Source organism: Agromyces sp. NPDC058064, assembly GCF_042885275.1.
GTDB lineage: Bacteria > Actinomycetota > Actinomycetes > Actinomycetales > Microbacteriaceae > Agromyces.
Window position 1 is genome coordinate 71,009 of the sequence record NZ_JBHVSE010000004.1, and the last position, 21,453, is coordinate 92,461.

19 protein-coding genes are annotated in these 21,453 nt (G+C 71.5%); 18 read left to right on the forward strand and 1 reads right to left on the reverse strand.

What is annotated here, in order from left to right:
* Window positions 1–63 precede the first annotated feature (63 nt).
* From mraY to ACFVSL_RS14230, 17 genes are all read left to right on the forward strand, one after another.
* Window positions 64–1,161, forward strand: coding sequence for a phospho-N-acetylmuramoyl-pentapeptide-transferase (gene mraY, locus ACFVSL_RS14150; protein ID WP_386941616.1), 1,098 nt, complete (start codon window positions 64–66; stop codon window positions 1,159–1,161).
* On the forward strand, window positions 1,146–2,702 hold the full coding sequence (gene murD / locus ACFVSL_RS14155) for a UDP-N-acetylmuramoyl-L-alanine--D-glutamate ligase (RefSeq protein ID WP_386941617.1): 1,557 nt from the start codon (window positions 1,146–1,148) through the stop codon (window positions 2,700–2,702). The genes mraY and murD overlap by 16 nt, the downstream gene beginning before the upstream one ends.
* Window positions 2,662–3,921 carry a putative lipid II flippase FtsW gene (gene ftsW, locus ACFVSL_RS14160; protein WP_386941618.1) on the forward strand — a complete coding sequence of 420 codons (1,260 nt, stop codon included), beginning with the start codon at window positions 2,662–2,664 and terminating at the stop codon, window positions 3,919–3,921. The genes murD and ftsW overlap by 41 nt, the downstream gene beginning before the upstream one ends.
* Entirely contained in the window at window positions 3,918–5,009 is a 1,092-nt protein-coding gene (murG, locus tag ACFVSL_RS14165) for an undecaprenyldiphospho-muramoylpentapeptide beta-N-acetylglucosaminyltransferase (protein ID WP_386941619.1), read from the forward strand. The genes ftsW and murG overlap by 4 nt, the downstream gene beginning before the upstream one ends.
* 116 nt (window positions 5,010–5,125) lie before the next feature.
* Window positions 5,126–6,526 (forward strand): UDP-N-acetylmuramate--L-alanine ligase, encoded by a 1,401-nt coding sequence (gene murC, locus ACFVSL_RS14170; protein WP_386941620.1) that lies wholly within the window; start codon window positions 5,126–5,128, stop codon window positions 6,524–6,526.
* A gap of 145 nt (window positions 6,527–6,671) precedes the next feature.
* On the forward strand, window positions 6,672–7,676 hold the full coding sequence (locus ACFVSL_RS14175) for an FtsQ-type POTRA domain-containing protein (protein ID WP_386941621.1): 1,005 nt from the start codon (window positions 6,672–6,674) through the stop codon (window positions 7,674–7,676).
* A gap of 181 nt (window positions 7,677–7,857) precedes the next feature.
* The gene (ftsZ, locus tag ACFVSL_RS14180) at window positions 7,858–9,072 is read left to right on the forward strand and encodes a cell division protein FtsZ (RefSeq protein WP_386941622.1); all 1,215 of its coding nucleotides are present in this window, start codon (window positions 7,858–7,860) and stop codon (window positions 9,070–9,072) included.
* Window positions 9,069–9,740, forward strand: coding sequence for a YggS family pyridoxal phosphate-dependent enzyme (locus tag ACFVSL_RS14185; protein WP_386941623.1), 672 nt, complete (start codon window positions 9,069–9,071; stop codon window positions 9,738–9,740). The genes ftsZ and ACFVSL_RS14185 overlap by 4 nt, the downstream gene beginning before the upstream one ends.
* A gap of 33 nt (window positions 9,741–9,773) precedes the next feature.
* On the forward strand, window positions 9,774–10,262 hold the full coding sequence (locus ACFVSL_RS14190) for a cell division protein SepF (protein ID WP_157424340.1): 489 nt from the start codon (window positions 9,774–9,776) through the stop codon (window positions 10,260–10,262).
* Window positions 10,263–10,268: 6 nt separating this feature from the next.
* Window positions 10,269–10,583: a YggT family protein gene (locus ACFVSL_RS14195; protein WP_386941624.1), complete on the forward strand. Its 315-nt coding sequence runs from the start codon at window positions 10,269–10,271 to the stop codon at window positions 10,581–10,583.
* A gap of 117 nt (window positions 10,584–10,700) precedes the next feature.
* Window positions 10,701–11,372, forward strand: coding sequence for a DivIVA domain-containing protein (locus ACFVSL_RS14200; protein WP_386941625.1), 672 nt, complete (start codon window positions 10,701–10,703; stop codon window positions 11,370–11,372).
* A complete protein-coding gene (gene lspA / locus ACFVSL_RS14205) occupies window positions 11,362–11,985 on the forward strand; it encodes a signal peptidase II (RefSeq protein ID WP_386941626.1) in 624 nt (207 codons plus the stop codon). Before ACFVSL_RS14200 ends, lspA begins: the two co-directional genes overlap by 11 nt.
* Window positions 11,985–12,905, forward strand: coding sequence for an RluA family pseudouridine synthase (locus ACFVSL_RS14210; RefSeq protein ID WP_386941627.1), 921 nt, complete (start codon window positions 11,985–11,987; stop codon window positions 12,903–12,905). Before lspA ends, ACFVSL_RS14210 begins: the two co-directional genes overlap by 1 nt.
* 152 nt (window positions 12,906–13,057) lie before the next feature.
* A complete protein-coding gene (gene dnaE / locus ACFVSL_RS14215) occupies window positions 13,058–16,525 on the forward strand; it encodes a DNA polymerase III subunit alpha (RefSeq protein WP_386941873.1) in 3,468 nt (1,155 codons plus the stop codon).
* Window positions 16,526–16,572: 47 nt separating this feature from the next.
* A complete protein-coding gene (hisD, locus tag ACFVSL_RS14220; RefSeq protein WP_386941628.1) occupies window positions 16,573–17,880 on the forward strand; it encodes a histidinol dehydrogenase in 1,308 nt (435 codons plus the stop codon).
* 75 nt (window positions 17,881–17,955) lie between these two features.
* Window positions 17,956–18,429 carry a transcriptional regulator NrdR gene (gene nrdR / locus ACFVSL_RS14225; protein ID WP_386941629.1) on the forward strand — a complete coding sequence of 158 codons (474 nt, stop codon included), beginning with the start codon at window positions 17,956–17,958 and terminating at the stop codon, window positions 18,427–18,429.
* A gap of 36 nt (window positions 18,430–18,465) precedes the next feature.
* Window positions 18,466–19,518, forward strand: coding sequence for a quinone-dependent dihydroorotate dehydrogenase (locus tag ACFVSL_RS14230; RefSeq protein WP_386941630.1), 1,053 nt, complete (start codon window positions 18,466–18,468; stop codon window positions 19,516–19,518).
* A 76-nt stretch (window positions 19,519–19,594) separates the two neighbouring features.
* Here ACFVSL_RS14230 and ACFVSL_RS14235 read toward each other — a convergent pair whose 3' ends face one another.
* A complete protein-coding gene (locus tag ACFVSL_RS14235) occupies window positions 19,595–20,653 on the reverse strand; it encodes an App1 family protein (RefSeq protein WP_386941631.1) in 1,059 nt (352 codons plus the stop codon).
* Window positions 20,654–20,759: 106 nt separating this feature from the next.
* On the opposite strand from ACFVSL_RS14235, the gene ACFVSL_RS14240 reads away from it, so the two are divergent.
* Window positions 20,760–21,422 carry a TetR family transcriptional regulator gene (locus ACFVSL_RS14240; protein ID WP_386941632.1) on the forward strand — a complete coding sequence of 221 codons (663 nt, stop codon included), beginning with the start codon at window positions 20,760–20,762 and terminating at the stop codon, window positions 21,420–21,422.
* Window positions 21,423–21,453: the final 31 nt, after the last annotated feature.

A 21,453-nucleotide genomic window follows, 5' to 3' on the forward strand; every position in this document is an offset into this window, starting at 1 on the left:
TCATCTCGGCGAGGCTGGGCAGTCGAACTGCCTGCTCGGCGACCGACTGGGAGGATGGTTCGCGTGAGAGCACTGCTGACCGCCGGAGCGTTGTCGCTCGCCTTCACGCTGTTCCTGACCCCGCTGTTCATCCGCCTGTTCACGCGGATCGGCTGGGGCCAGTTCATCCGTGACGACGGGCCGCAGAGCCATCACGTCAAGCGCGGCACGCCCACGATGGGCGGCATCATCTTCATCCTCGGCGCGCTGTTCGGCTACTTCGTCGCGACGCTGCTCGTCTCGAACGAGAAGCCCACCGCCTCGGGCCTGCTGGTGCTCTTCATGATGGTGGGCCTCGGCCTCGTCGGCTTCGTCGACGACTTCCTGAAGACCCGCAAGAAGCAGAGCCTCGGGCTCGGCGGCTGGGCGAAGGTCGCGGGCCAGGTGATCGTCGCGGCGATCTTCGCGCTGCTCGCGCTCCAGTTCCCGAACGCGCAGGGCGTGACGCCCGCGAACACGAAGATCTCGTTCATCCGCGACCTGCCGCTCGACTTCATGGTGTTCGGCACCTTCTTCGGCATCCTCCTGTACGTCGTCTGGATCTGCCTGATCGCGTCGGCGACCTCGAACGGCGTCAACGTGACCGACGGCCTCGACGGCCTCGCCGGCGGCGCCTCGATCCTCGCGATCGGGTCGTTCGTGTTCATCGGGTTCTGGCAGTTCAACCAGGCGTGCGGCGCGGTCGGGCTCAACCCGAGCGACGAGTACCGCTGCTACAACGTGCGCGACCCGCTCGACATCGCGATCGTGTCGGCCGCCATCGTCGGCGGGCTCATCGGGTTCCTCTGGTGGAACACGAACCCGGCGAAGATCTACATGGGCGACACCGGATCGCTCGGCCTCGGCGGCGCCCTGGCCGCACTGGCGGTCGTGAGCCACACCGAGCTCCTCGTCATCATCATCGGCGGGCTCTTCGTCATCGAGACCGGCTCGGTCATCCTGCAGCGGGCCTACTTCAAGGTGACGCACGGCAAGCGCATCTTCCTGATGAGTCCGATCCACCACCACTTCGAGCTGAAGGGGTGGGCCGAGGTCACGATCGTCGTGCGCTTCTGGATCATCGCCGGACTCTTCGTCGCGGCGGGCGTCGGCGCGTTCTACTTCGAATGGCTGCAGAGCTGATGGCGGATGCCTCGGCGTCGGCCCCGGACCGTCTCGACACCCTCACGAGCTGGAACGCGGACTGGCGCGGGCTCAGGGTCGCGGTGCTCGGGGTCGGCGTCACCGGCTTCGCGGTGGCCGACACACTCACCGAGCTCGGCGCCGACGTCCTCGTCGTCGCGCCCGAGGTCGACGACGACCGCGCCCGCATCCTCGAGGTGATCGGCGCGAAGCTCCTCCGCCACCCCCTCGACGTCGTGCCGGCCGAACTCGAGGCGTTCGCGCCCGAGGTCGTCGTGGTCTCGCCCGGGTTCCACCCCGACCACCCGGTGCTCGAGTGGGCGGGCCGCGAGGGCGTCGCCGTCTGGGGCGACATCGAGCTCGCCTGGCGCGTGCGCGACAAGGTGAACGCCGCCGAGTGGATCCTCGTGACGGGCACGAACGGCAAGACGACGACCGTGCAGATGACCGCGACGTTCCTCGCGGCGAACGGCCTGCGGGCCGCCCCGTGCGGCAACATCGGCGTGCCGGTGCTCGACGCGGTGCGCGACCCCGGCGGGTTCGACGTGCTCGTGGTCGAGCTCTCGAGCTACCAACTGCACCACCTCCCGACCGTCGGCGTCGGCGCGGTGCACCCGTGGGCGAGCGTCGTCCTCAACATCGCCGACGACCACCTCGACTGGCACGGATCGTTCGAGGCGTACCGCGCGGCGAAGGCGAAGGTGTACGAGAACACGAAGCACGCCTGCGTCTTCAACCGCGCCGACGAGGCGACCCGGCGCATGGTCGAGGACGCCGAGGTCGAAGAGGGTGCCAGGGCGATCGGCTTCGGCCTCGACGTGCCCGGGCCGAGCGACTTCGGCGTCGTCGAGGGCATCCTCGCCGATCGGGCGTACCTCGACGACCGGCGCAACACCGCGCTCGAGATCACGACCCTCGCCGAGCTCGAACCGCGGGGACTCGACGCGCCGCACGTGGTCGCGAACATCCTCGCCGCGTCGGCGCTCGTGCGATCCTTCGGCGTGCCGGTCGGCGTCGTCCACGACGCGTTGAACGACTTCAGGCTCGACGCGCACCGCATCGAGACGGTGGCCGTGGCCGGGGGCGTCCGCTGGATCGACGACTCGAAGGCCACGAACCCGCACGCCGCCGAGGCGTCGCTGCGGGCGTTCGGCCGCGTCGTCTGGATCGTGGGCGGGCTCCTCAAGGGCGTCGACGCGGACGCGCTCGTCGCGGCGCACGTGGGGCGACTGCGCGCGGCGATCGTGATCGGCGTCGATCGCGAGCTGCTCGTGGCGGCGTTCCGCCGACACGCGCCCGAGCTGCCCCTCTTCGAGGTGATCGCCGACGACACTGAACAGGTGATGCCCGAGGCGGTCGCACTGGCCGCGTCGGTCGCCGCAGAGGGCGACACCGTGCTCCTCGCGCCCGCTGCGGCGTCGATGGACCAGTTCGCCGATTACGGCGATCGCGGCCGGCGGTTCCACGAGGCGGTCAGAACGATGCTGGGAGGTGAGGCGGATGGCGACTCCGCCCCGCTCGACCCGTCGCCAGAAGGCTGACCAGCAGGGCGTCTCGGCCGCCCGCATCCGGCTCGGGCGGGTCTTCCGCGTCGAGTCGGCCGACTACTTCCTGCTGCTCGGAACGACGCTCTTCCTCGTCGTCCTCGGCCTCGTCATGGTGCTCTCGGCGTCGCTGGTCGAGTCGTACCTGGAGGACGGCGGGCTGCTCGACCAGGCCGTCCGGCAGGGCGTGTTCGCGATCATCGGCATCCCGGCGATGCTCATCGCGAGCCGCATGCCCGAGCGCTTCTGGATGCGCATCGCCTGGCCCGCGCTCATCATCACCTGCATCCCCCAGCTGCTCGTGGTCGCCACCGACCTCGGCATCGAGGACGGCGGCAACACGAACTGGCTGCGCATCGGCCCCGTGCAGTTCCAGCCCTCCGAGTTCATCAAGGTCGCCCTCGTCATCTGGCTCGGGCTCATCGTCACGAAGAAGCAGGACAAGCTCGGCGACTTCACCCACGGCGTGCTGCCGATCCTGCTCGTCGGCGGCGGGGCGATCGGCCTCGTCCTCCTCGGCGGCGACCTCGGCACCGTGATGATCATGGGCGCGATGCTGCTCGGCGCGCTGTTCCTCATCGGGGTGCGGCTGCGGCTCCTGCTGCTGCCGATCGTGGTCGCGGTCGTGGGCTTCGTGATCGTGGCGTTCTCGAGCGAGAACCGCATGCGACGGATCATGTCGTTCGTCGACTCGAACTGCGACACCGGGTCGGCCGACACGCTGAACTCGTGCTGGCAGGTGATGCACGGCACGTACGCGCTCGCGAACGGCGGCGTCTTCGGGGTCGGCCTCGGCAACTCCGCGGCGAAGTGGTCGTGGCTGCCCGCCGCCGACAACGACTTCATCTTCGCCATCATCGGCGAGGAGCTCGGCCTCATCGGCGCGATCGTCGTCATCGGGCTGTTCGTGCTGCTCGCGGTCGCGTTCGCCCGGGTGCTCCGCAGCTCGCGCACGATGTTCGCGAAGACGGTCACCGCGGCCGTGATGGTGTGGGTCATCGGTCAGGCCTGTGTCAATATCGGAGTCGTGCTCGGAGTCTTCCCCGTCCTCGGTGTCCCGCTGCCGCTCGTCTCGGCCGGCGGCACCGCCCTGTTGACCACCCTCGTCGCGATCGGCGTCGTGCTGTCGGTCGCCCGCGATCCCGAGGCGCCGGCGCGCGCTGCCGCGCGCGCGGCGGCGCGCCGGGCCCGCGCCTCGGAGCGTGCCGCCCGATGAGCGTCTACCTGCTCGCCGGCGGCGGCACCGCCGGCCATGTGAACCCCCTGCTCGCCGTCGCCGACCGGCTCCGCGAGCGCGACGCCGACGCCGAGGTGCTCGTGCTCGGCACCGCGGAGGGCCTCGAGGCGCGGCTCGTCCCGGCGCGCGGCTACGAGCTCCTGACGATCGCGAAGGTGCCGTTCCCGCGCCGACCCAACCGTGCGGCCCTGGCGTTCCCGTCGCGGTTCAGCCGCTCGATCGACGACGTCGCGCGGATCATCTCCGACCGCGGCGTCGAGCTCGTCGTCGGGTTCGGCGGCTACGTCTCGACGCCCGCCTACCTCGCCGCCCGTCGCGCGGGCATCCCCGTCGTGATCCACGAGGCGAACGCGAAGCCGGGCCTCGCGAACCGGCTCGGCGCACGCTGGGCCGAGCAGGTCGGCGTCGCCTTCGAGGGCACGCCGCTGCCGCACGCCGAGGTGGTCGGCATGCCGCTCCGCCGCGAGATCGAGTCGCTCGACCGCGCGGCGCTGCGCGCCGAGGCCGCCGAGTTCTTCGGCCTCGACCCCGATCGTCCGGTGCTGCTCGCGACCGGCGGCTCGCTCGGGGCCCGTCGCATCAACCGCACCATGGTCGACAGCGCGGCCGCCATCACGGGTGCCGGCTGGCAGGTGCTGCACATCACGGGGGCGAACTCCGAGGTCGACGACCCGGGCGTGGCCGACTATCGCATGGTCGAGTACGCCGACCGCATGGACCTCGCCCTGGCGGCGGCCGACCTCGCGGTCTCCCGGGCCGGCGCGGCGACGGTCAGCGAGCTCGCGGCCCTCGGTCTTCCGGCCGTGTATGTGCCCTATCCCGTCGGCAACGGCGAACAGCGCTTCAACGCGGCCGGCGTGGTCGACGCAGGCGGAGGCATCCTCGTCGACGACGCGCGATTCGTGCCCGAGTGGGTGGACGCCGAGCTCGTCCCGCTCCTCGCCGACCGCGACCGCGTCGCCGCGATGGCCGCGGCGGCCGCGACCGCGGGCGTCCGCGACGGCACCGCGCGCATGGTCGCGCTCATCGACGCCGCGCTCGGCGGGGGAGCCGCGCACCAGGCCTGAGGCGCGTAACGTTGAACGTGGCGGATGCCACGTGCATCGCCCTCGAACCATCCGCACGCACGTCGTGCGACGCCCGCCCGACCGCACCGACGACACCCGAGGAAGAGCACCCGAACGTGACCATCAAGCCCGATCTCTCGATCCAGATCCCCGCCGAACTCGGCGCCGTGCACTTCGTCGGCATCGGGGGATCCGGCATGAGCGGCATCGCGCGGCTCTTCCTCGACGCCGGGCACCGGGTGACCGGCTCCGACGTGCGCGACTCGGCGAACATCGCCGCCCTCCGCGAGCTCGGCGCCGAGATCGCCATCGGCCACGCCGCCGAGAACCTCGGCGACGCCGAGGCGGTCGTCGTGACGGGCGCGCTGTGGCAGGACAACCCCGAGTACCGGCTGGCGCTCGAGCGCGGCCTCCCGGTGCTGCACCGCTCGCAGGCGCTCGCGTGGCTCATCTCGGGCCAGCGCCTGGTCTCGGTCGCCGGCGCGCACGGCAAGACGACCTCGACGGGCATGATCGTCACCGGGCTCCTCGCCCAGGGCGCCGATCCGAGCTTCGTCAACGGCGGCGTGATCGAGGGCCTCGGCGTCTCGTCCGGCGCGGGCGCCGACGAGCTGTTCGTCGTCGAGGCCGACGAGTCCGACGGGTCCTTCCTGCTCTACGACACCGCGATCGCGCTCATCACGAACGTCGATCCCGACCACCTCGACCACTACGGCTCGCGCGCGGCGTTCGAGCAGGCCTTCGTCGACTTCGCCGACCGGGCGAGCGAGCTCGTCGTCGTCTCCTCCGACGACGCGGGGGCGAAGCGCGTCACCGAACGTCTCGCGCACGAGCACGTGGTCACCTTCGGCGAGGCGGCGGATGCCACGGTGCGGGTGCACTCCATCGAGACCGACGGTCCCGTGGCCTTCTCGATCGCGTACGACGGCGTCGACCACCGCGCGCAGCTGCTCGTGCCCGGCCGGCACAACGCCATCAACGCGGCCGGCGCCTTCGCCGTGCTCGTGGGGCTCGGCTTCGACGCCGCGGCCTCCCTGGCCGGCATCGCCCGGTTCGCGGGCACCGGTCGCCGCTTCGAGCTGCACGGCACCGTCGGCGGCGTGAGCGTCTACGACGACTACGCGCACCACCCGACCGAGGTCGCCGCGGCCCTCGCCGCCGCGCGTACGGTCGTGGGCGAGGGGCGCATCATCGCCGTGCACCAGCCGCACACCTACAGCCGCACCCAGGCGTTCGCGAAGGAGTTCGCCGAGGTGCTCGAGGAGTTCGCCGACGAGACCGTCGTGCTCGACGTCTACGGCGCCCGCGAGGACCCGGTGCCAGGCGTGACCGGGGCGCTGGTGAGCGAGCGTTTCGCCGACTCCTCGCACGTCGCCTTCGTGCCCGACTGGCAGGAGGCGGCCGACCACACCGCCCGCATCGCCCGTGAGGGCGACTTCGTCATCACGCTCGGCTGCGGCGACGTCTACCGCATCGTGCCGCAGCTGCTCGGCTCGCTCGAGCGGGAGCGCGGATGACGGTGGGCCGCCCGTGAAGCGGCCGCAGGGCTTCGAGGCGCGGCCGCCGAGGCGTCCGTCGACGGGCGATCGGGCGCCGTCCGAGCCCGGACCGACGACCGCTGCGGGCGCACGCCGGCGGAGCGGAGGCGGGATCGCCGACCGCGTGAGCACCGAGCCGATCGCCGTCGTGGCCGGCGCCGGCGCCGTCGCTGCCGGCGCCCGGGTGCCTCGGGACCTTCAGGAGACGGTGCCCCTCGACGACCTCCGTCGCGGGCTCGCGGGCCCCGGCGGGGCGGGCGGGCGCGACGAGCGCGATGCCGAGCCGCGCGATGCCGAGCCGCGCGACGCCGCGCCGGGCGTCGACCCGCACGACCACGCGACCGGCGCCGTGCGGCGCGACGACGCGAAGGGTGCGCGGCGGGCCGTGGCGGCGGCGGAGCGCGCCCGGCGCCGCTACGAGAAGCAGGAGGTGCGCCGCTTCACGAAGCGCTCGCGGCGGCGGCGACTCGTCTGGTCGGTCGTCGGCGGGGCGCTCGCGCTGCTCGTGGTCGTCGTCGTCGGCGGTGCCTACTCGCCGCTCATGGCGCTGCGCGAGGTGCGCGTCGAAGGCGCGGCCCGCATCCCGCCGGAGCAGATCGTCGCCGCCTTCGAGGGGGAGCTCGGCACGCCGCTGCCGCTCGTCACGCGCGACGACGTCCACAGCGCCCTCGCGGGGTTCAGCCTCATCGAGACGTACTCGACCGAGACCATCCCGCCCGGGACCCTCGTCGTCCGCATCGTCGAACGGACGCCCGTCGGCGTCATCGAGACGGCCCGCGGCCTCGAGCTCGTCGACGGCGCGGGGGTCGTCATCGACCGCCTCGACGCGCGCCCCGACGGGCAGCCGCTCATCGAGACGCCCGGCGGCACCGCCTCTGACGGCTTCCGCGCCGTCGCGGCGGTCGTGCGCAACCTCCCGGCGGAGGTGCGGACGCAGCTCGTCGGCGCCACGGCGGAGACGGCCGACGACGTGCGCCTCGAGCTCGCCGGGGGAGTGCCGGTGGTCTGGGGCGGAGCCGGCGACTCGGCGACGAAGGCGGCGGTGCTCGCGCGCCTGATGGCCGTCGCGCCGCCCGACACGGTGTCGGGCTACGACGTCTCGTCGCCCGAGAGCGCCGTCACGTACTGACCCCGGGGGCCTCCGGAGGGCGCTCCGCGGGCATTCTGGGGGCCGGATCGCGACACGCCGGGAGCGCCTTTCGCGGGCCGCGCGGTGCGCCTCGTACCGTCATCACAGGAATTGCATACTCAGCAAAACTTTAACCTTCGACTAGAGGTTCAGGGTTCAGAGTTCGCACGGAAGGCCGGACATGTCGACAAACCAGAACTACCTCGCCGTCATCAAGGTGGTCGGTATCGGCGGCGGCGGCGTCAACGCCGTCAATCGCATGATCGAACTCGGCCTCCGCGGAGTCGAATTCATCGCGATCAACACCGATGCGCAGGCGCTGCTCATGAGCGACGCCGACGTCAAGCTCGACGTGGGGCGCGACCTCACCCGAGGACTCGGCGCGGGCGCCGACCCCGAGGTCGGCCGCCGCGCCGCCGAGGACCACGCGGAGGAGATCGAGGAGGCGCTGGCCGGCGCCGACATGGTCTTCGTCACCGCCGGCGAAGGCGGCGGCACGGGCACGGGCGGCGCTCCCGTCGTGGCCCGCATCGCGAAGTCGATCGGCGCGCTCACCATCGGTGTCGTCACGAAGCCGTTCGGCTTCGAGGGCAAGCGCCGCCAGACCCAGGCCGAGCAGGGCGTCGCGCGTCTGAAGGAAGAGGTCGACACCCTCATCGTGGTGCCGAACGACCGCCTGCTCGAGATCAGCGACCGCGGCATCTCGATGCTCGAGGCCTTCGCGACCGCCGACCAGGTGCTGCTCGCCGGTGTCCAGGGCATCACCGACCTCATCACGACGCCCGGCCTCATCAACCTCGACTTCGCCGACGTCAAGTCGGTCATGCAGGGAGCGGGCTCCGCCCTCATGGGCATCGGCTCCTCGCGGGGGGCGGATCGTGCGATCAAGGCGGCAGAACTCGCGGTCGCGAGTCCGCTGCTCGAGGCGTCGATCGACGGCGCGCACGGCGTCCTGCTCTCCATCCAGGGCGGCTCGAACCTCGGCATCTTCGAGATCAACGACGCCGCGAGGCTCGTGCAGGAGGCCGTGCACCCCGAGGCCAACATCATCTTCGGTGCCGTCATCGACGACACGCTGGGCGACGAGGTGCGCGTCACCGTCATCGCCGCGGGCTTCGACGGCGGCGAGCCGAACGCGAAGCCGGTCGAGGCGCGTCGCACGAACTTCGTCCCGGCGGCGGCCGCCGCGGTCGGCGCGGGCGTCGGGGGCACCGGCTCGCTCGGCGAGTCGCTCGGCGGCGACGTCGCCGAGGTCATCGCGGAGATCGACATCGACGAGCTCGTCGAGACGGCGAACTGGGGCGAGGCGCAGAGCTCGACCGCGGACCAGATCGTCACCGACCCGGCCTTCGACGACAACGACGACGACCTCGACATCCCCGACTTCCTGAAGTGAGCGGGCTCGGCTACCGCCTCGCGGCCGTCCAGGCGGGCATCGCGGATGCCGCGCGCGAGGCCGGCCGCGAGGCATCCGGGATCACGACCATCGTGGTCACGAAGTTCCACCCGGCGTCGCTCGTGCGCGAGCTCGCCGCGCACGGCGTGCGCGACGTCGGGGAGAACCGGCATCAGGAGGCGCAGGCCAAGGCCGCCGAGCTCGCCGACCTCGGGCTCCGCTGGCACTTCGTCGGGCAGCTGCAGAGCAAGAAGGCGAAGCAGGTGCGGGCGTACGCCGCGGCGATCCACTCGGTCGACCGGCCCGCGCTCGTCGACGCGCTGCGTTCGGACGAGGCATCCGTCGACTGCTTCGTTCAGGTGAACCTCACCGACGACCCCGGGCGCGGCGGCGTCGCGCCCGACGCGCTCGAGGAGCTCGTCGAGCGCGTGCTCGGCACGCCGGGACTTCGGCTCCGCGGGCTGATGGCCGTCGCTCCGCTCGACGAGCCGGCGCGCCCCGCGTTCGCCCGCGTCCGCGAGCTCTCCGAGCGCGTCGTCCGCCTCGCACCGGAGGCGCGCGACCTGTCCATGGGGATGTCCCACGACTTTCGCGACGCGATTCTGGAGGGTGCGACACACCTCCGGATCGGCAGCGCAATCACCGGGAATCGGCCGGCCGCCGGTTAACCTCGAAGAGACGGAACACAGACGGAGGCATCGATGTCGAACCCGCTCAAGAAGACCATGGTCTACCTCGGACTCGCCGATGAGGAGCTCGAGCACGAGGCGCCCCACGCGCAGCCCCAGGCCGCAGCGGCGCCCGCCCCGGTCGTGCACGCCGCCCCGGCCCCCGCGCAGAAGACCGGCGCAGCGGTGACCCCGCTGCGCAAGCACCACGTCCAACCGAGCACCCCGCAGGCGGAGATGAACGAGATCCTGACCGTCCACCCGCGTCAGTACCGTGACGCGCAAGTCATCGCAGAGTCCTTCCGTGAGGGCGTGCCGGTGATCATCAACCTCTCGCAGATGTCCGATGCCGACGCACGGCGTCTCATCGACTTCGCGAGCGGCCTCTCGCAGGGGCTCTACGGCAAGATCGAGCGGGTCACGAGCAAGGTCTTCCTGCTCTCGCCCGCGCACGTGGTCGTCTCGGGGGAGACGGGCGACGCGGAGGGCGACGTCGAGGCGTCGTTCTTCACGCACGCGTAGCCGCCCGTGGGCGCGCTCCTCGTCGTCTGGAACATCCTGTACGCACTCCTCCTCATCTACTTCTTCGTGATGTGGGGGCGTTTCGTCCTCGATCTCGTGCGGACGTTCAATCGTTCGTGGCGCCCGAGGGGCTTCTGGCTCGTCGTCGTCGAGCTCGTGTACAGCACCACCGATCCGCCGGTGAAGTTCTTCCGGCGGATCCTTCCGCCGATCCGCATCGGGCAGGTGGCACTCGACCTCGGGTGGAGCCTCGCGATGCTGGTCGTCATCCTCGCCATGACCATCGTGTCGGGGCTGGCCGCGGCGGCGGCCGCATCCTGAACATCTCCTGCGATCGTGACAAGCCGAGACGATCGGCGCTCACGACTCTCAGGTGGTGTTTGCTACCGTTAGCAGAACGTGATCGAACCGATCGAACAGATTTGAGGGTGGAAAGCCATGGCGCTAACTCCGGAAGATGTGGTCAACAAGCGCTTCCAGGCGACGAAGTTCCGGGAGGGCTACGACCAGGACGAGGTCGATGACTTCCTCGACGAGGTCGTCGTCGAACTGCGTCGGCTGAACCAGGAGAACGACGAGCTGCGCCAGCGCGTCGCGGCGGCCGAAGCCCGTGCCGCGGAGGCCGCGCAGGCGCCCGCCCCCGCTGCGCCGGCACCTGCCGCGGTGTACACCGAGCCGGCCGCCCCGCCGCCCACCGTCGCCGTGCCGACGCAGGCCCCGGCCGTGCAGTCCGAGCTCGACGAGCAGACGTCGACCACCAACCTGCTGCAGCTCGCCCGCCGCCTCCACGAGGAGCACGTGCGCGAGGGCATCGAGAAGCGCGACGCGCTCATCGCCGAGGGCCACGCGACCGCGGCCCGCGTCGTCGCCGAGGCCGAGGCCAAGCAGCGCCAGCAGATGGGCATCCTCGATCAGGAGCGCGTCGCGCTCGAGAAGCGCGTCGACGAGCTCCGCACCTTCGAGCGCGACTACCGCGCGAAGCTGAAGAGCTACATCGAGGGCCAGCTGCGCGACCTCGACACCGCCGCCCCCGTGCAGGTGTCGGGCAACCAGGGCTTCTCGGCCCCCGCCGAGCAGCCGGCACCGACCTTCCAGGGCTTTGGCGGCTGAGCCGGCCGCGAAGGTCGGCACCACCACCGCCCTGCTGGTCCTGGCCGGCGCCGCGATCGCGGCGTACGGCCTCGACCAGTTGAGCAAGTTCCTCGTCGTCTCGAACCTCACCGAAGGTGAGATCGTGCCGGTGCTGGGCTCCGTGCTCCAGTGGCAGTTCGTGCGCAACCCCGGCGCGGCATTCTCCCTCGCGAGCGGCATGACGTGGATCTTCACGATCCTCGCCGCGAGCGTGATCACGTTCATCATCTGGTTCGCCCGGCGCATCCGCTCGGTGGCGTGGGCGCTCGTCTTCGGCCTGCTGCTCGGCGGCGTGCTCGGCAACCTGACCGATCGGCTCTTCCGCGAGCCGAGCTTCGGACTGGGCCACGTGATCGACTTCATCTCCACCCCGTGGATGCTCCCGGCGATCTACAACGTCGCCGACATCGCGATCGTGTCGAGCATGGTGCTGTTCATGATCCTGACGATCCGCGGCATCGGGCTCGACGGCTCGCGCGAGGTGCGACCCGCCAAGACCGCGGCGGATGCCGCGTCGCCGGCCTCGTCCGACGACGGGCCCGAGGCGCCTCGGCCGCCGGCCGCGGATCCGCTCCGCGCGCACGAGGCCTGATGGAGCACCGCTCGTTCCCGGTTCCCGACGGGCTCGACGGCACGCGGGTCGACGCGGGCCTGGCGAAGCTCCTCGGCTTCTCGCGCACCCTCGCCGCCGAGATCGCCTCCGGCGGAGGCGTCAGCGTCGACGGCGCGACCGTCGACAAGTCCGACCGGCTGCGGGCCGGCGGCTGGCTCGAGGTGAGCTGGGAGCCGCCGCGCACGCTCGCGGTCGAGCCGATCGCAGTGCCCGAGCTCGGCATCGTCCACGACGACGACGACCTCGTGGTGGTCGACAAGCCGGCGGGCGTCGCCGCGCACCCCTCGCTCGGCTGGACGGGTCCGACGGTCGTCGGCGCCCTCGCCGCCGCGGGGTTCCGCATCTCGACGTCGGGGGCGCCCGAACGGCAGGGCGTCGTGCACCGGCTCGACGCGGGCACGAGCGGCCTCATGGTGGTCGCGAAGTCGGAGCGCGCCTACACCGAGCTCAAGCGGCAGTTCCACGATCGCGAGGTCGAGAAGATCTACCACACCGTCGTTCAGGGGCATCCCGACCCGCTCGCCGGCACGATCGACGCGCCCGTCGGGCGCCACCCGCGCTCCGAGTGGAAGTTCGCGGTGACCGCGGACGGCAAGCACGCCGTCACCCACTACGAGACGCTCGAGGCGTTCCCGTACGCCTCGCTCCTCGAGGTGCACCTCGAGACGGGGCGCACGCACCAGATCCGCGTGCACATGGCCGCGCAGCGGCACCCGTGCGCGGGCGACGCCATGTACGGCGCCGACCCGACGCTGTCGGAGCGGCTCGGACTCACCCGCCAGTGGCTGCACGCCCACGAACTCTCGCTCACGCACCCGGGCACCGGCGAGTGGACGACGTTCACCTCCGAGTACCCCGACGACCTCGCCCACGCGCTCGAGCTGCTGCGCGGCGACTGACGCCGGTCGTCCGGGTCGCGTGCGAACCGGCCCCGAGGTGGGCGGCTCGCCCTAGACTCGAAGACACCCCCAGAACCACCCCGCAGCATCCGAAGAGGAGCCCCGTGGCCGCCGATTCATTCGTCCACCTGCACGTGCATTCCGAGTACTCGATGCTCGACGGAGCGGCCCGGGTGGGCGAGCTGATCAAGGCCGCGCAGGGCGAGGGCATGCCGGCCGTCGCGGTCACCGACCACGGCAACGTGTTCGGCGCCTACGACTTCTGGAAACAGGCGACCGACGCCGGCATCAAGCCGATCATCGGCACCGAGGCGTACATCACGCCCGGCACCGCGCGCGGCGACAAGACCCGCGTTCGCTGGGGCAACGGCGGCGGCGACGACGTCTCCGGCTCGGGCGCGTACACCCACATGACCCTGCTCTCCGAGACGACCGAGGGCATGCACAACCTGTTCCGGCTCTCGAGCCGCGCGTCGATCGAGGGCTACTACTTCAAGCCGCGCATGGACCGCGAGCTGCTCTCGACCTACTCGAAGGGGCTCATCGCGACGACCGGCTGCCCGTCGGGCGAGGTGCAGACGAGGCTCAGGCTCGGCCAGTACGACGAGGCGCTGAAGGCCGCCGCCGACTTCCGCGACATCTTCGGCAAGGAGAACTACTTCGCCGAGATCATGGACCACGGCCTCGGCATCGAGCGCCGCATCATGGAGGACCTGCACCGGCTCGCGAAGGAGCTGGGCCTGCCGCTCGTGGCCACGAACGACCTGCACTACACGCACGCCGACGATGCGAAGAGCCACGCGGCCCTGCTCTGCGTGCAGTCGGGCTCGACGCTCGACGACCCCAACCGGTTCAAGTTCGACGCCGACGAGTTCTACCTGAAGACGGCGGCCGAGATGCGCCACGTCTTCCGCGACCACCCCGAGGCGTGCGACAACACGCTGCTGATCGCCGAGCGCTGCGACGTGCAGTTCAACACGAGCGCCAACTACATGCCGCGATTCCCCGTGCCGCCCGGTGAGAGCGAGGAGACCTGGTTCGTGAAGGAGGTCGACCGGGGCCTCGAGCTGCGCTACCCGAACGGCATCCCGGCCGAGGTGCGCAAGCAGGCCGACTACGAGGTCGGCGTCATCCTGCAGATGGGCTTCCCCGGCTACTTCCTCGTCGTCGCCGACTTCATCAACTGGTCGAAGGAGCACGGCATCCGCGTCGGACCGGGCCGCGGCTCGGGTGCCGGTTCGATGGCCGCGTACGCGATGAAGATCACCGACCTCGATCCGCTGCAGCACGGGCTCATCTTCGAGCGCTTCCTCAACCCCGACCGCGTCTCCATGCCCGACTTCGACGTCGACTTCGACGAGCGTCGTCGCGGCGAGGTCATCAAGTACGTGACCGAGAAGTACGGCGAGGAGCGCGTCGCGCAGATCGTCACCTACGGCACCATCAAGGCCAAGCAGGCGCTGAAGGACTCCGGGCGCGTGCTCGGCTTCCCGTTCTCGATGGGCGAGAAGCTCACGAAGGCGATGCCGCCGGCCGTCATGGGCAAGGACATCCCGCTCACCGGCATCTTCGACAAGAACCACCCGCGCTACAAAGAGGCCGGCGACATCCGGGCGATCGTCGAGACCGACCCCGAGGCCCGCACCGTGTTCGACACGGCGCTCGGCCTCGAGAACCTGAAGCGGCAGTGGGGCGTCCACGCGGCCGGCGTCATCATGTCGAGCGACCCGCTGATCGACATCATCCCGATCATGAAGCGCGAGCAGGACGGCCAGATCGTCACGCAGTTCGACTACCCGGCGTGCGAGTCGCTCGGCCTGATCAAGATGGACTTCCTGGGGCTGCGCAACCTCACGATCATCGACGACGCGCTCGACAACATCGAGGCGAACCGCGGGTTCCGCCCGGTGCTCGAGGACCTCGAGCTCGACGACCCCGAGGCGTACGCACTGCTCTCGCGCGGCGACACGCTCGGGGTGTTCCAGCTCGACGGCGGACCGATGCGCGCGCTCCTCAGGCTCATGAAGCCCGACAACTTCGAAGACATCTCGGCCGTCATCGCGCTGTACCGTCCGGGCCCCATGGGTGCGAACTCGCACACCAACTACGCGCTCCGCAAGAACGGGCTGCAGGAGATCACCCCGATCCACGCCGAGTTCGCCGAGTCGCTGAAAGACATCCTCGACACGAGCTACGGCCTGATCATCTACCAGGAGCAGGTCATGGCGATCGCCCAGCGCGTCGCCGGCTTCTCGCTCGGACAGGCCGACATCCTCCGCCGCGCGATGGGCAAGAAGAAGAAGTCCGAGCTCGACAAGCAGTACGAGGGCTTCTCGAACGGCATGAAGGCGAACGGCTACTCCGAGGAGGCGATCGGCAAGCTCTGGGAGATCCTGCTGCCCTTCTCCGACTACGCCTTCAACAAAGCGCACTCCGCGGCCTACGGCGTGCTGAGCTACTGGACGGCGTACCTCAAGGCGCACTTCCCTGCGGAGTACATGGCGGCCCTCCTCACGAGCGTCGGCGACGCCCGCGACAAGCTCGCGCTCTACCTCAACGAGTGCCGCCGCATGGGCATCAAGGTGCTGCCGCCCGACGTCAACGAGTCGATCGGCTTCTTCGCGGCCGTCGGCGACGACATCCGATTCGGGCTCGGCGCCGTGCGCAACGTCGGCTTCAACGTCGTCGACGCGATCCGCGCCGCGCGCGACGAGAAGGGGCGCTTCGAGTCGTTCCACGACTTCCTGAAGAAGTCGCCCCTGCCGGTGGCGAACAAGCGCACCGTCGAGTCGCTCATCAAGGCCGGCGCCTTCGACTCGCTCGGCGCGACCCGGCGCGCGCTCGTCGAGATCCACGAGGGCGCGGTCGAGTCGGCGGTCGGCGAGAAGCGCGTCGAGGCGACCGGCCAGGCGGGCTTCGACTTCGACTCGCTGCTCGCCGAGCACGAGGAGGCACCGCCGTCGCTCGTGCCCGACCGGCCCGAGTGGGCCAAGCGCGACAAGCTCGCCTTCGAGCGCGAGATGCTCGGGCTCTACGTCTCCGACCACCCGCTCGCCGGGCTCGAGGCGCCGCTCGCCAAGCACGCCTCGACGACGATCACCGACCTCATGGGCTCCGACGCCACGCAGGACGGCGACACCGTGACGATCGCCGGCCTCGTGACGAGCGTGCAGCACCGCGTCGCGAAGGCCTCGGGCAACCAGTACGGCATGATCCAGGTCGAGGACTTCTCGGGCGAGATCACCGTCATGTTCATGGGCAAGGCGTACCAGGAGTTCGCGCCGGGCCTGCAGGCCGACTCGATCGCCGTCGTGCGCGGGCGGGTGAGCATGCGCGACGACGGCATGAACCTGCACGCGTACAGCGTGTTCACCCCCGAGCTCGGCCAGGGCGACGAGAGCGGCCCCGTCATGATCTCGCTGCCCGACCAGCGCGCGACGACCGAGACGATCACCGCGCTCGGCGATGTGCTCATCCGGCACCGGGGCGACACCGAGGTGCGGTTGAAGCTCGTGCGCGGGCGGAGCGCCCGGGTGTTCGAGCTGCCGTACCCGGTGAAGGTGAGCGCCGACTTCTACGGCGAGCTGAAGAGCCTGCTCGGCCCGAACTGCCTCGTGTGACGCGCGCCCGCCGGGCGATCATGCGCGCTCGGTAGGCTTGACGGGCCATGCGTACCATCGACCTCCGCGGAACCCGTCCGTCCACGACCGAGCTGCTCGCGCTCGTCCCTCGCGCCGCGACCGACGTGTCGGCCGCCCTCGAGCCGGCCCGAGCGCTCATCGACGCCGTGCGCGAGCACGGCGGGTCGGCGCTCCTCGACCAGGCCGAGCGGTTCGACCGGGTGCGGCCGCCCCACGTCCGGGTGCCCGCCGACGAGCTCGCCGCCGCGCGCGAGGCCCTCGCCCCCGAGATCCGCGACGCGATCGAGCGCACCGTCGAGCGCGTCCGGGCCGCGAGCGCCGCCCAGGTGCCTGCGCCCGAGCGCACCGTGCTCGGCGACGGCGCGGTCGTCGAGCAGCGCTGGCAGCCCGTCGCCCGGGTCGGCCTCTACGTGCCGGGCGGCAAGGCCGTCTACCCGTCGAGCGTCGTCATGAACGTGGTGCCGGCCCAGGCCGCGGGCGTGCGCTCGATCGCCCTCGCCTCGCCGCCGCAGGCCGAGTTCGGCGGCCGGGTGCACCCCACGATCGCCGGCGTCGCGGCCCTGCTCGGCATCACCGAGGTGTACGCCATGGGCGGCGCGGGGGCGATCGGCGCCTTCGCCTACGGCGTGCCCGACCTCGGGCTCGAGCCGGTGCAGCGGGTGACGGGACCGGGCAACGTGTTCGTGGCGGCGGCCAAGCGGCTGGTGCAGGGCGTGACCGGCATCGACGCCGAAGCCGGGCCGACCGACATCCTCGTGATCGCCGACGACGGGGCCGACGCCGATTTCGTGGCCGCCGACCTCGTGAGCCAGGCCGAGCACGACGAGCTCGCCGCCTCGGTGCTCGTCACCGACTCCGCCGATTTCGCGTCGCGCGCCGTCGCACGTCTCGAGGCGCGAGTCAGCGCGACGAAGCACCGCGAAAGGGTGCGGCAGGCGGTCGACGGCGTGCAGTCGGCCGTCGTGCTCGTCGACGACCTCGAGCAGGCCACCGACTTCGCGAACGCGTTCGGCCCCGAGCACCTCGAGATCCAGGTGCGCGACGTCGACGCGGTGCTCGCCCGCATCGAGAACGCCGGCGCCATCTTCGTCGGGCCCTACTCGCCGGTGAGCCTCGGCGACTACGCGGCCGGCTCGAACCACGTGCTGCCGACGGGCGGGCAGTCGCGGTACGCGGCCGGACTCTCGGCCGCGACGTTCCTGCGCCCGCAGCAGGTCGTGCGCTACGACGAGCAGGCGCTCCGCGAGGTCGCCCCGGTCATCGCGGCGCTCTCCGCCGAGGAGGACCTGCCCGCGCACGGCGAGGCCGTGACCGCGCGGTTCGACCGCTCCTGAGGGCGACGGCGCCCGACGTCGTCGCGGCGCGCGGCCTCCGGCGGCGCGCCGCGCGCCACTAGGCTGGGGGACACCATGTACTGCCCGTTCTGCCGTCATCCCGATTCGCGCGTCATCGACTCCCGCACGAGCGACGACGGGCTCTCGATCCGTCGCCGCCGTCAGTGCCCCGAGTGCGGGCGGCGCTTCTCGACGACCGAGACGGCGAGTCTCGTCGTGATCAAGCGCAGCGGCGTCGTCGAGCCGTTCAGCCGCGAGAAGGTCGTGCTCGGCGTGAAGAAGGCCTGCCAGGGGCGTCCCGTCACCGACTCCGACCTCGCGGTGCTCGCGCAGAAGGTCGAGGAGACGATCCGCTCGACCGGCGCCTCGCAGATCGAGGCGAACGACATCGGGCTCGCCATCCTCCCGCCCCTGCGCGAGCTCGACGAGGTCGCCTACCTGCGCTTCGCGAGCGTCTACCAGGCGTTCGACTCGCTCGACGACTTCGAATCGGCGATCGAGCTGCTGCGCGCGGAGCACGGGCACCTGCCGGCCCGACCGGTCGAGTGACGCGACGGGTGCCGCGACCGGTACCCTGAATCCGGCATGTATCGACTTCTCTTCTCCGCGTTCCTCTCCAAGCTCGACCCCGAAGACGCGCATCACCTCGCATTCCGGGTGATCAAGGCGCTCCCGACGCTCGGCGTCGGCCGGGTGGTCGAGCGCTTCACCGCGCCCGACCCGTCGCTCGCGGTCGAGGCGCTCGGGCTCCGGTTCCCCTCGCCGTTCGGCGTCGCGGCGGGCTTCGACAAGGACGGCCTCGCGGTGCTCGGCCTCGGTAACCTCGGCTTCGGCCACGTCGAGGTCGGCACGATCACCGCGATCGCGCAGCCGGGCAACGAGCGCCCGCGCCTGTTCCGCCTCGTGAAGGACCGCGCGCTCATCAACCGCATGGGCTTCAACAACGGCGGGGCGGATGCCGCGGCCGGCCGCCTCTCGCGGCTGTCGCGCCGCACGCGGCGCCCGGTGCTCGGGGTCAACATCGGCAAGAGCCGGGTCACCGCGGTCGAGGACGCGGTCGGCGACTACGAGCGCAGCGCGAAGCTGCTCGCACCGTACGCCGACTACCTCGTGGTGAACGTCAGCTCGCCGAACACCCCCGGGCTGCGCGGCCTCCAGGAGCTCGACGCCCTCGCCCCGCTGCTCGAGGCCGTGCGCGCCGCGAGCGGCACGACGCCGCTGCTCGTGAAGATCGCCCCCGATCTCGACGACGCCGAGGTTGTGCGCATCTGCGAGCTCGTGGTGCGCCTCGGCCTCGACGGCCTCATCGCCACGAACACGACGATCTCGCGCGCCGGGCTCCGCACCGAGGCATCCGCCGTCGAGGCGATCGGGGCGGGCGGCCTCTCGGGCGCTCCGCTCGCCGAGCGCTCGCTCGAGGTGCTGAAGCTCGTGCGGCGGCACGTGCCGGCCGAGCTCTGCGTGATCTCCGTCGGCGGCGTCGAGACGGCTGCCGACGTGCAGGACCGGCTCGACGCCGGTGCGACGCTCGTGCAGGGCTACTCGGCGTTCATCTATCGCGGCCCGCTGTGGGCGCGGCAGGTCAACCGCGGGCTCGCGGCGTTCCGTCGTTCGCGCACCGCCGCGGTCTCGGCGTAGGCGGGCCGTCGGGGCGGCAGATCGGCCGCCTCGGCGGGCGGGCGCTGCGGCACGCGGGCGACGCGCGGCCGACTGGTCAGACGACCCCGACCTCGGCGAGCTGGTCGGCGATGGTCGACCCGTCGCTCGCGGAGACCCACGGCACCTCGGTGCCGTGCTCCTCGGCCTTCGTGCGGCCGCCGGCGAGCACCGCCTCGCCCGTCGAGAGACGCCGGATCGCGATCGCCTCCACGCGGTCGGGGTGCTCCGCGGCGAACTGCGCGTAGAGCTCCTCGTCGTGCTGCCCGTCGTCGCCGATGAGCAGCCAGCGCACGTTCGGGAACTCCTCGGCGAGGCGCCGCAGGTTCTCCTGCTTGTGCTCGCGCCCGCTGCGGAACCAGCGGTCGTGCGTCGGGCCCCAGTCGGTGAGGAGCAGCGGGCCGGCGGGGTAGAGGTTGCGGGAGAGGAAGCGCGTGAGGGTCGGGGCGACGTTCCACGCGCCCGTCGACAGGTAGATGACGGGGGAGCCGGGGTGCGAGCGCGCGAGGCGCTCGAAGAGGACGGCCATGCCGGGCGTCGGGATGCGGGCGTGCTCGTCGAGCACGAAGGTGTTCCACGCGGCGACGAGCGGGCGGGGGAGCGCCGTCACCATCACGGTGTCGTCGACGTCGGAGATGATGCCGAACTCGACGTCGGGGCCGACGATGCGGATCGGCGCCTCGACGGGGTTCGCGCCCTCGGTGCCGAGCGTCGCGCGGTGCCAGCCGGGCTCGAGAGCGACCGGCACGGTCGTGTCGACCACGCCGCCGCGGTCGGCGAGCACCTCGATGCGCTGCCCGCCGATCTCGATGACGACGGGCACGTCGCCGACGGGCACGCTCGTGAAGCTGCGCCAGCCGCGGATGCCCTGGTCGCCGCGACGGCGGCGCCGCTTCGAGCCCTGGTCGGGTGCGATCGGCTTGTGCAGCAGGACCCGGCAGAAGACGCGGACCCACTCGGTCGAGCCGTAGCCGGTGTAGGGGACCACGGTGGGGATGTGTCCGCGACGGCGCGCCCATCGCGAGCGGACGTCGTGGATCCAGTCTTCGATGCGCGCGGCACGATGCCGGACCTGGCGCTCTCGGGATCCGGCCGGGGTGGGGGAGCTCGCCGGCATCCACTCAGTCTGTCATGCGACCGGCCCGGCTCGCGAAACGGGCCGCGATCGGTCGATCGAGCCGTTCGACGACCGGTAGAGTGGTCCGAGCAACTGAGGAGGTTCCGTGCCGAACATCGACCTGATCCTCGGGGCCGATCCGAGCCGGAGGCGCTCGGTCCGCACCGAGCCGACGCAGCGTCGCTCGAGCCAGCGTCTCGACGCGCTGCTCGACGCCGCCGCGGAGATCGTCGACGAGTCGGGCTTCGAGCGGCTGACGACCCAGATGGTCGCCGAGCGCGCCGGGGCCTCGATCGGCACGGTGTACCGCTACTTCCCCGACCGCGTCGCCGTGCTCTACGCGCTGCGCGAGCGCTCGGTCCGCCGCTACCGCGAGCGGGTCGCCGACGAGATGGAGCGGGTAGAGCTCGAGTCCTGGTGGACGGTGCTCGACGTCGCGCTCGAGGTCTGCGCGACGATGTACCGCGACGAGCCCGGCTTCACCGTCGTGCACGCGGCGCAGCGCGAGCTCGCCGAGGGCGACATCGAGCCCGAGTTCGCCCACCGCATGGCACGGCTCATCGAGGCCGAGTTCGGCGACAGCGCCGACGAGGACGAGTTGCGGTTCCGCCTGGGCGTGGCGATGGAGATCGGCGACGCGCTCATCAGCCGTGCGTTCGAGCGCACTGCCGATGGCGACGAGCGCTACCTCGCCGAGGCGAAGCGCCTCGTGCACGACTACCTCGCCGAGCACCTCGGCGCGGTGATCGCGGCCTCGAGCGCCGCCTGACCGGGCTCGCGACGCGCGGCGTCAATCCGTT

Coding starts and splice junctions, on each gene's coding strand:
- murD (WP_386941617.1), top strand. CDS start 1,146: ATGGCTGCAGAGCTGATGGCGGATGCCTCGGCGTCGGCCCCGGACCGT.
- ftsW (WP_386941618.1), top strand. CDS start 2,662: ATGGCGACTCCGCCCCGCTCGACCCGTCGCCAGAAGGCTGACCAGCAG.
- murG (WP_386941619.1), top strand. CDS start 3,918: ATGAGCGTCTACCTGCTCGCCGGCGGCGGCACCGCCGGCCATGTGAAC.
- ftsZ (WP_386941622.1), top strand. CDS start 7,858: ATGTCGACAAACCAGAACTACCTCGCCGTCATCAAGGTGGTCGGTATC.
- ACFVSL_RS14190 (WP_157424340.1), top strand. CDS start 9,774: ATGTCGAACCCGCTCAAGAAGACCATGGTCTACCTCGGACTCGCCGAT.
- ACFVSL_RS14200 (WP_386941625.1), top strand. CDS start 10,701: ATGGCGCTAACTCCGGAAGATGTGGTCAACAAGCGCTTCCAGGCGACG.
- ACFVSL_RS14210 (WP_386941627.1), top strand. CDS start 11,985: ATGGAGCACCGCTCGTTCCCGGTTCCCGACGGGCTCGACGGCACGCGG.
- dnaE (WP_386941873.1), top strand. CDS start 13,058: ATGCTCGACGGAGCGGCCCGGGTGGGCGAGCTGATCAAGGCCGCGCAG.
- hisD (WP_386941628.1), top strand. CDS start 16,573: ATGCGTACCATCGACCTCCGCGGAACCCGTCCGTCCACGACCGAGCTG.
- nrdR (WP_386941629.1), top strand. CDS start 17,956: ATGTACTGCCCGTTCTGCCGTCATCCCGATTCGCGCGTCATCGACTCC.
- ACFVSL_RS14230 (WP_386941630.1), top strand. CDS start 18,466: ATGTATCGACTTCTCTTCTCCGCGTTCCTCTCCAAGCTCGACCCCGAA.
- ACFVSL_RS14235 (WP_386941631.1), bottom strand. CDS start 20,653: ATGCCGGCGAGCTCCCCCACCCCGGCCGGATCCCGAGAGCGCCAGGTC.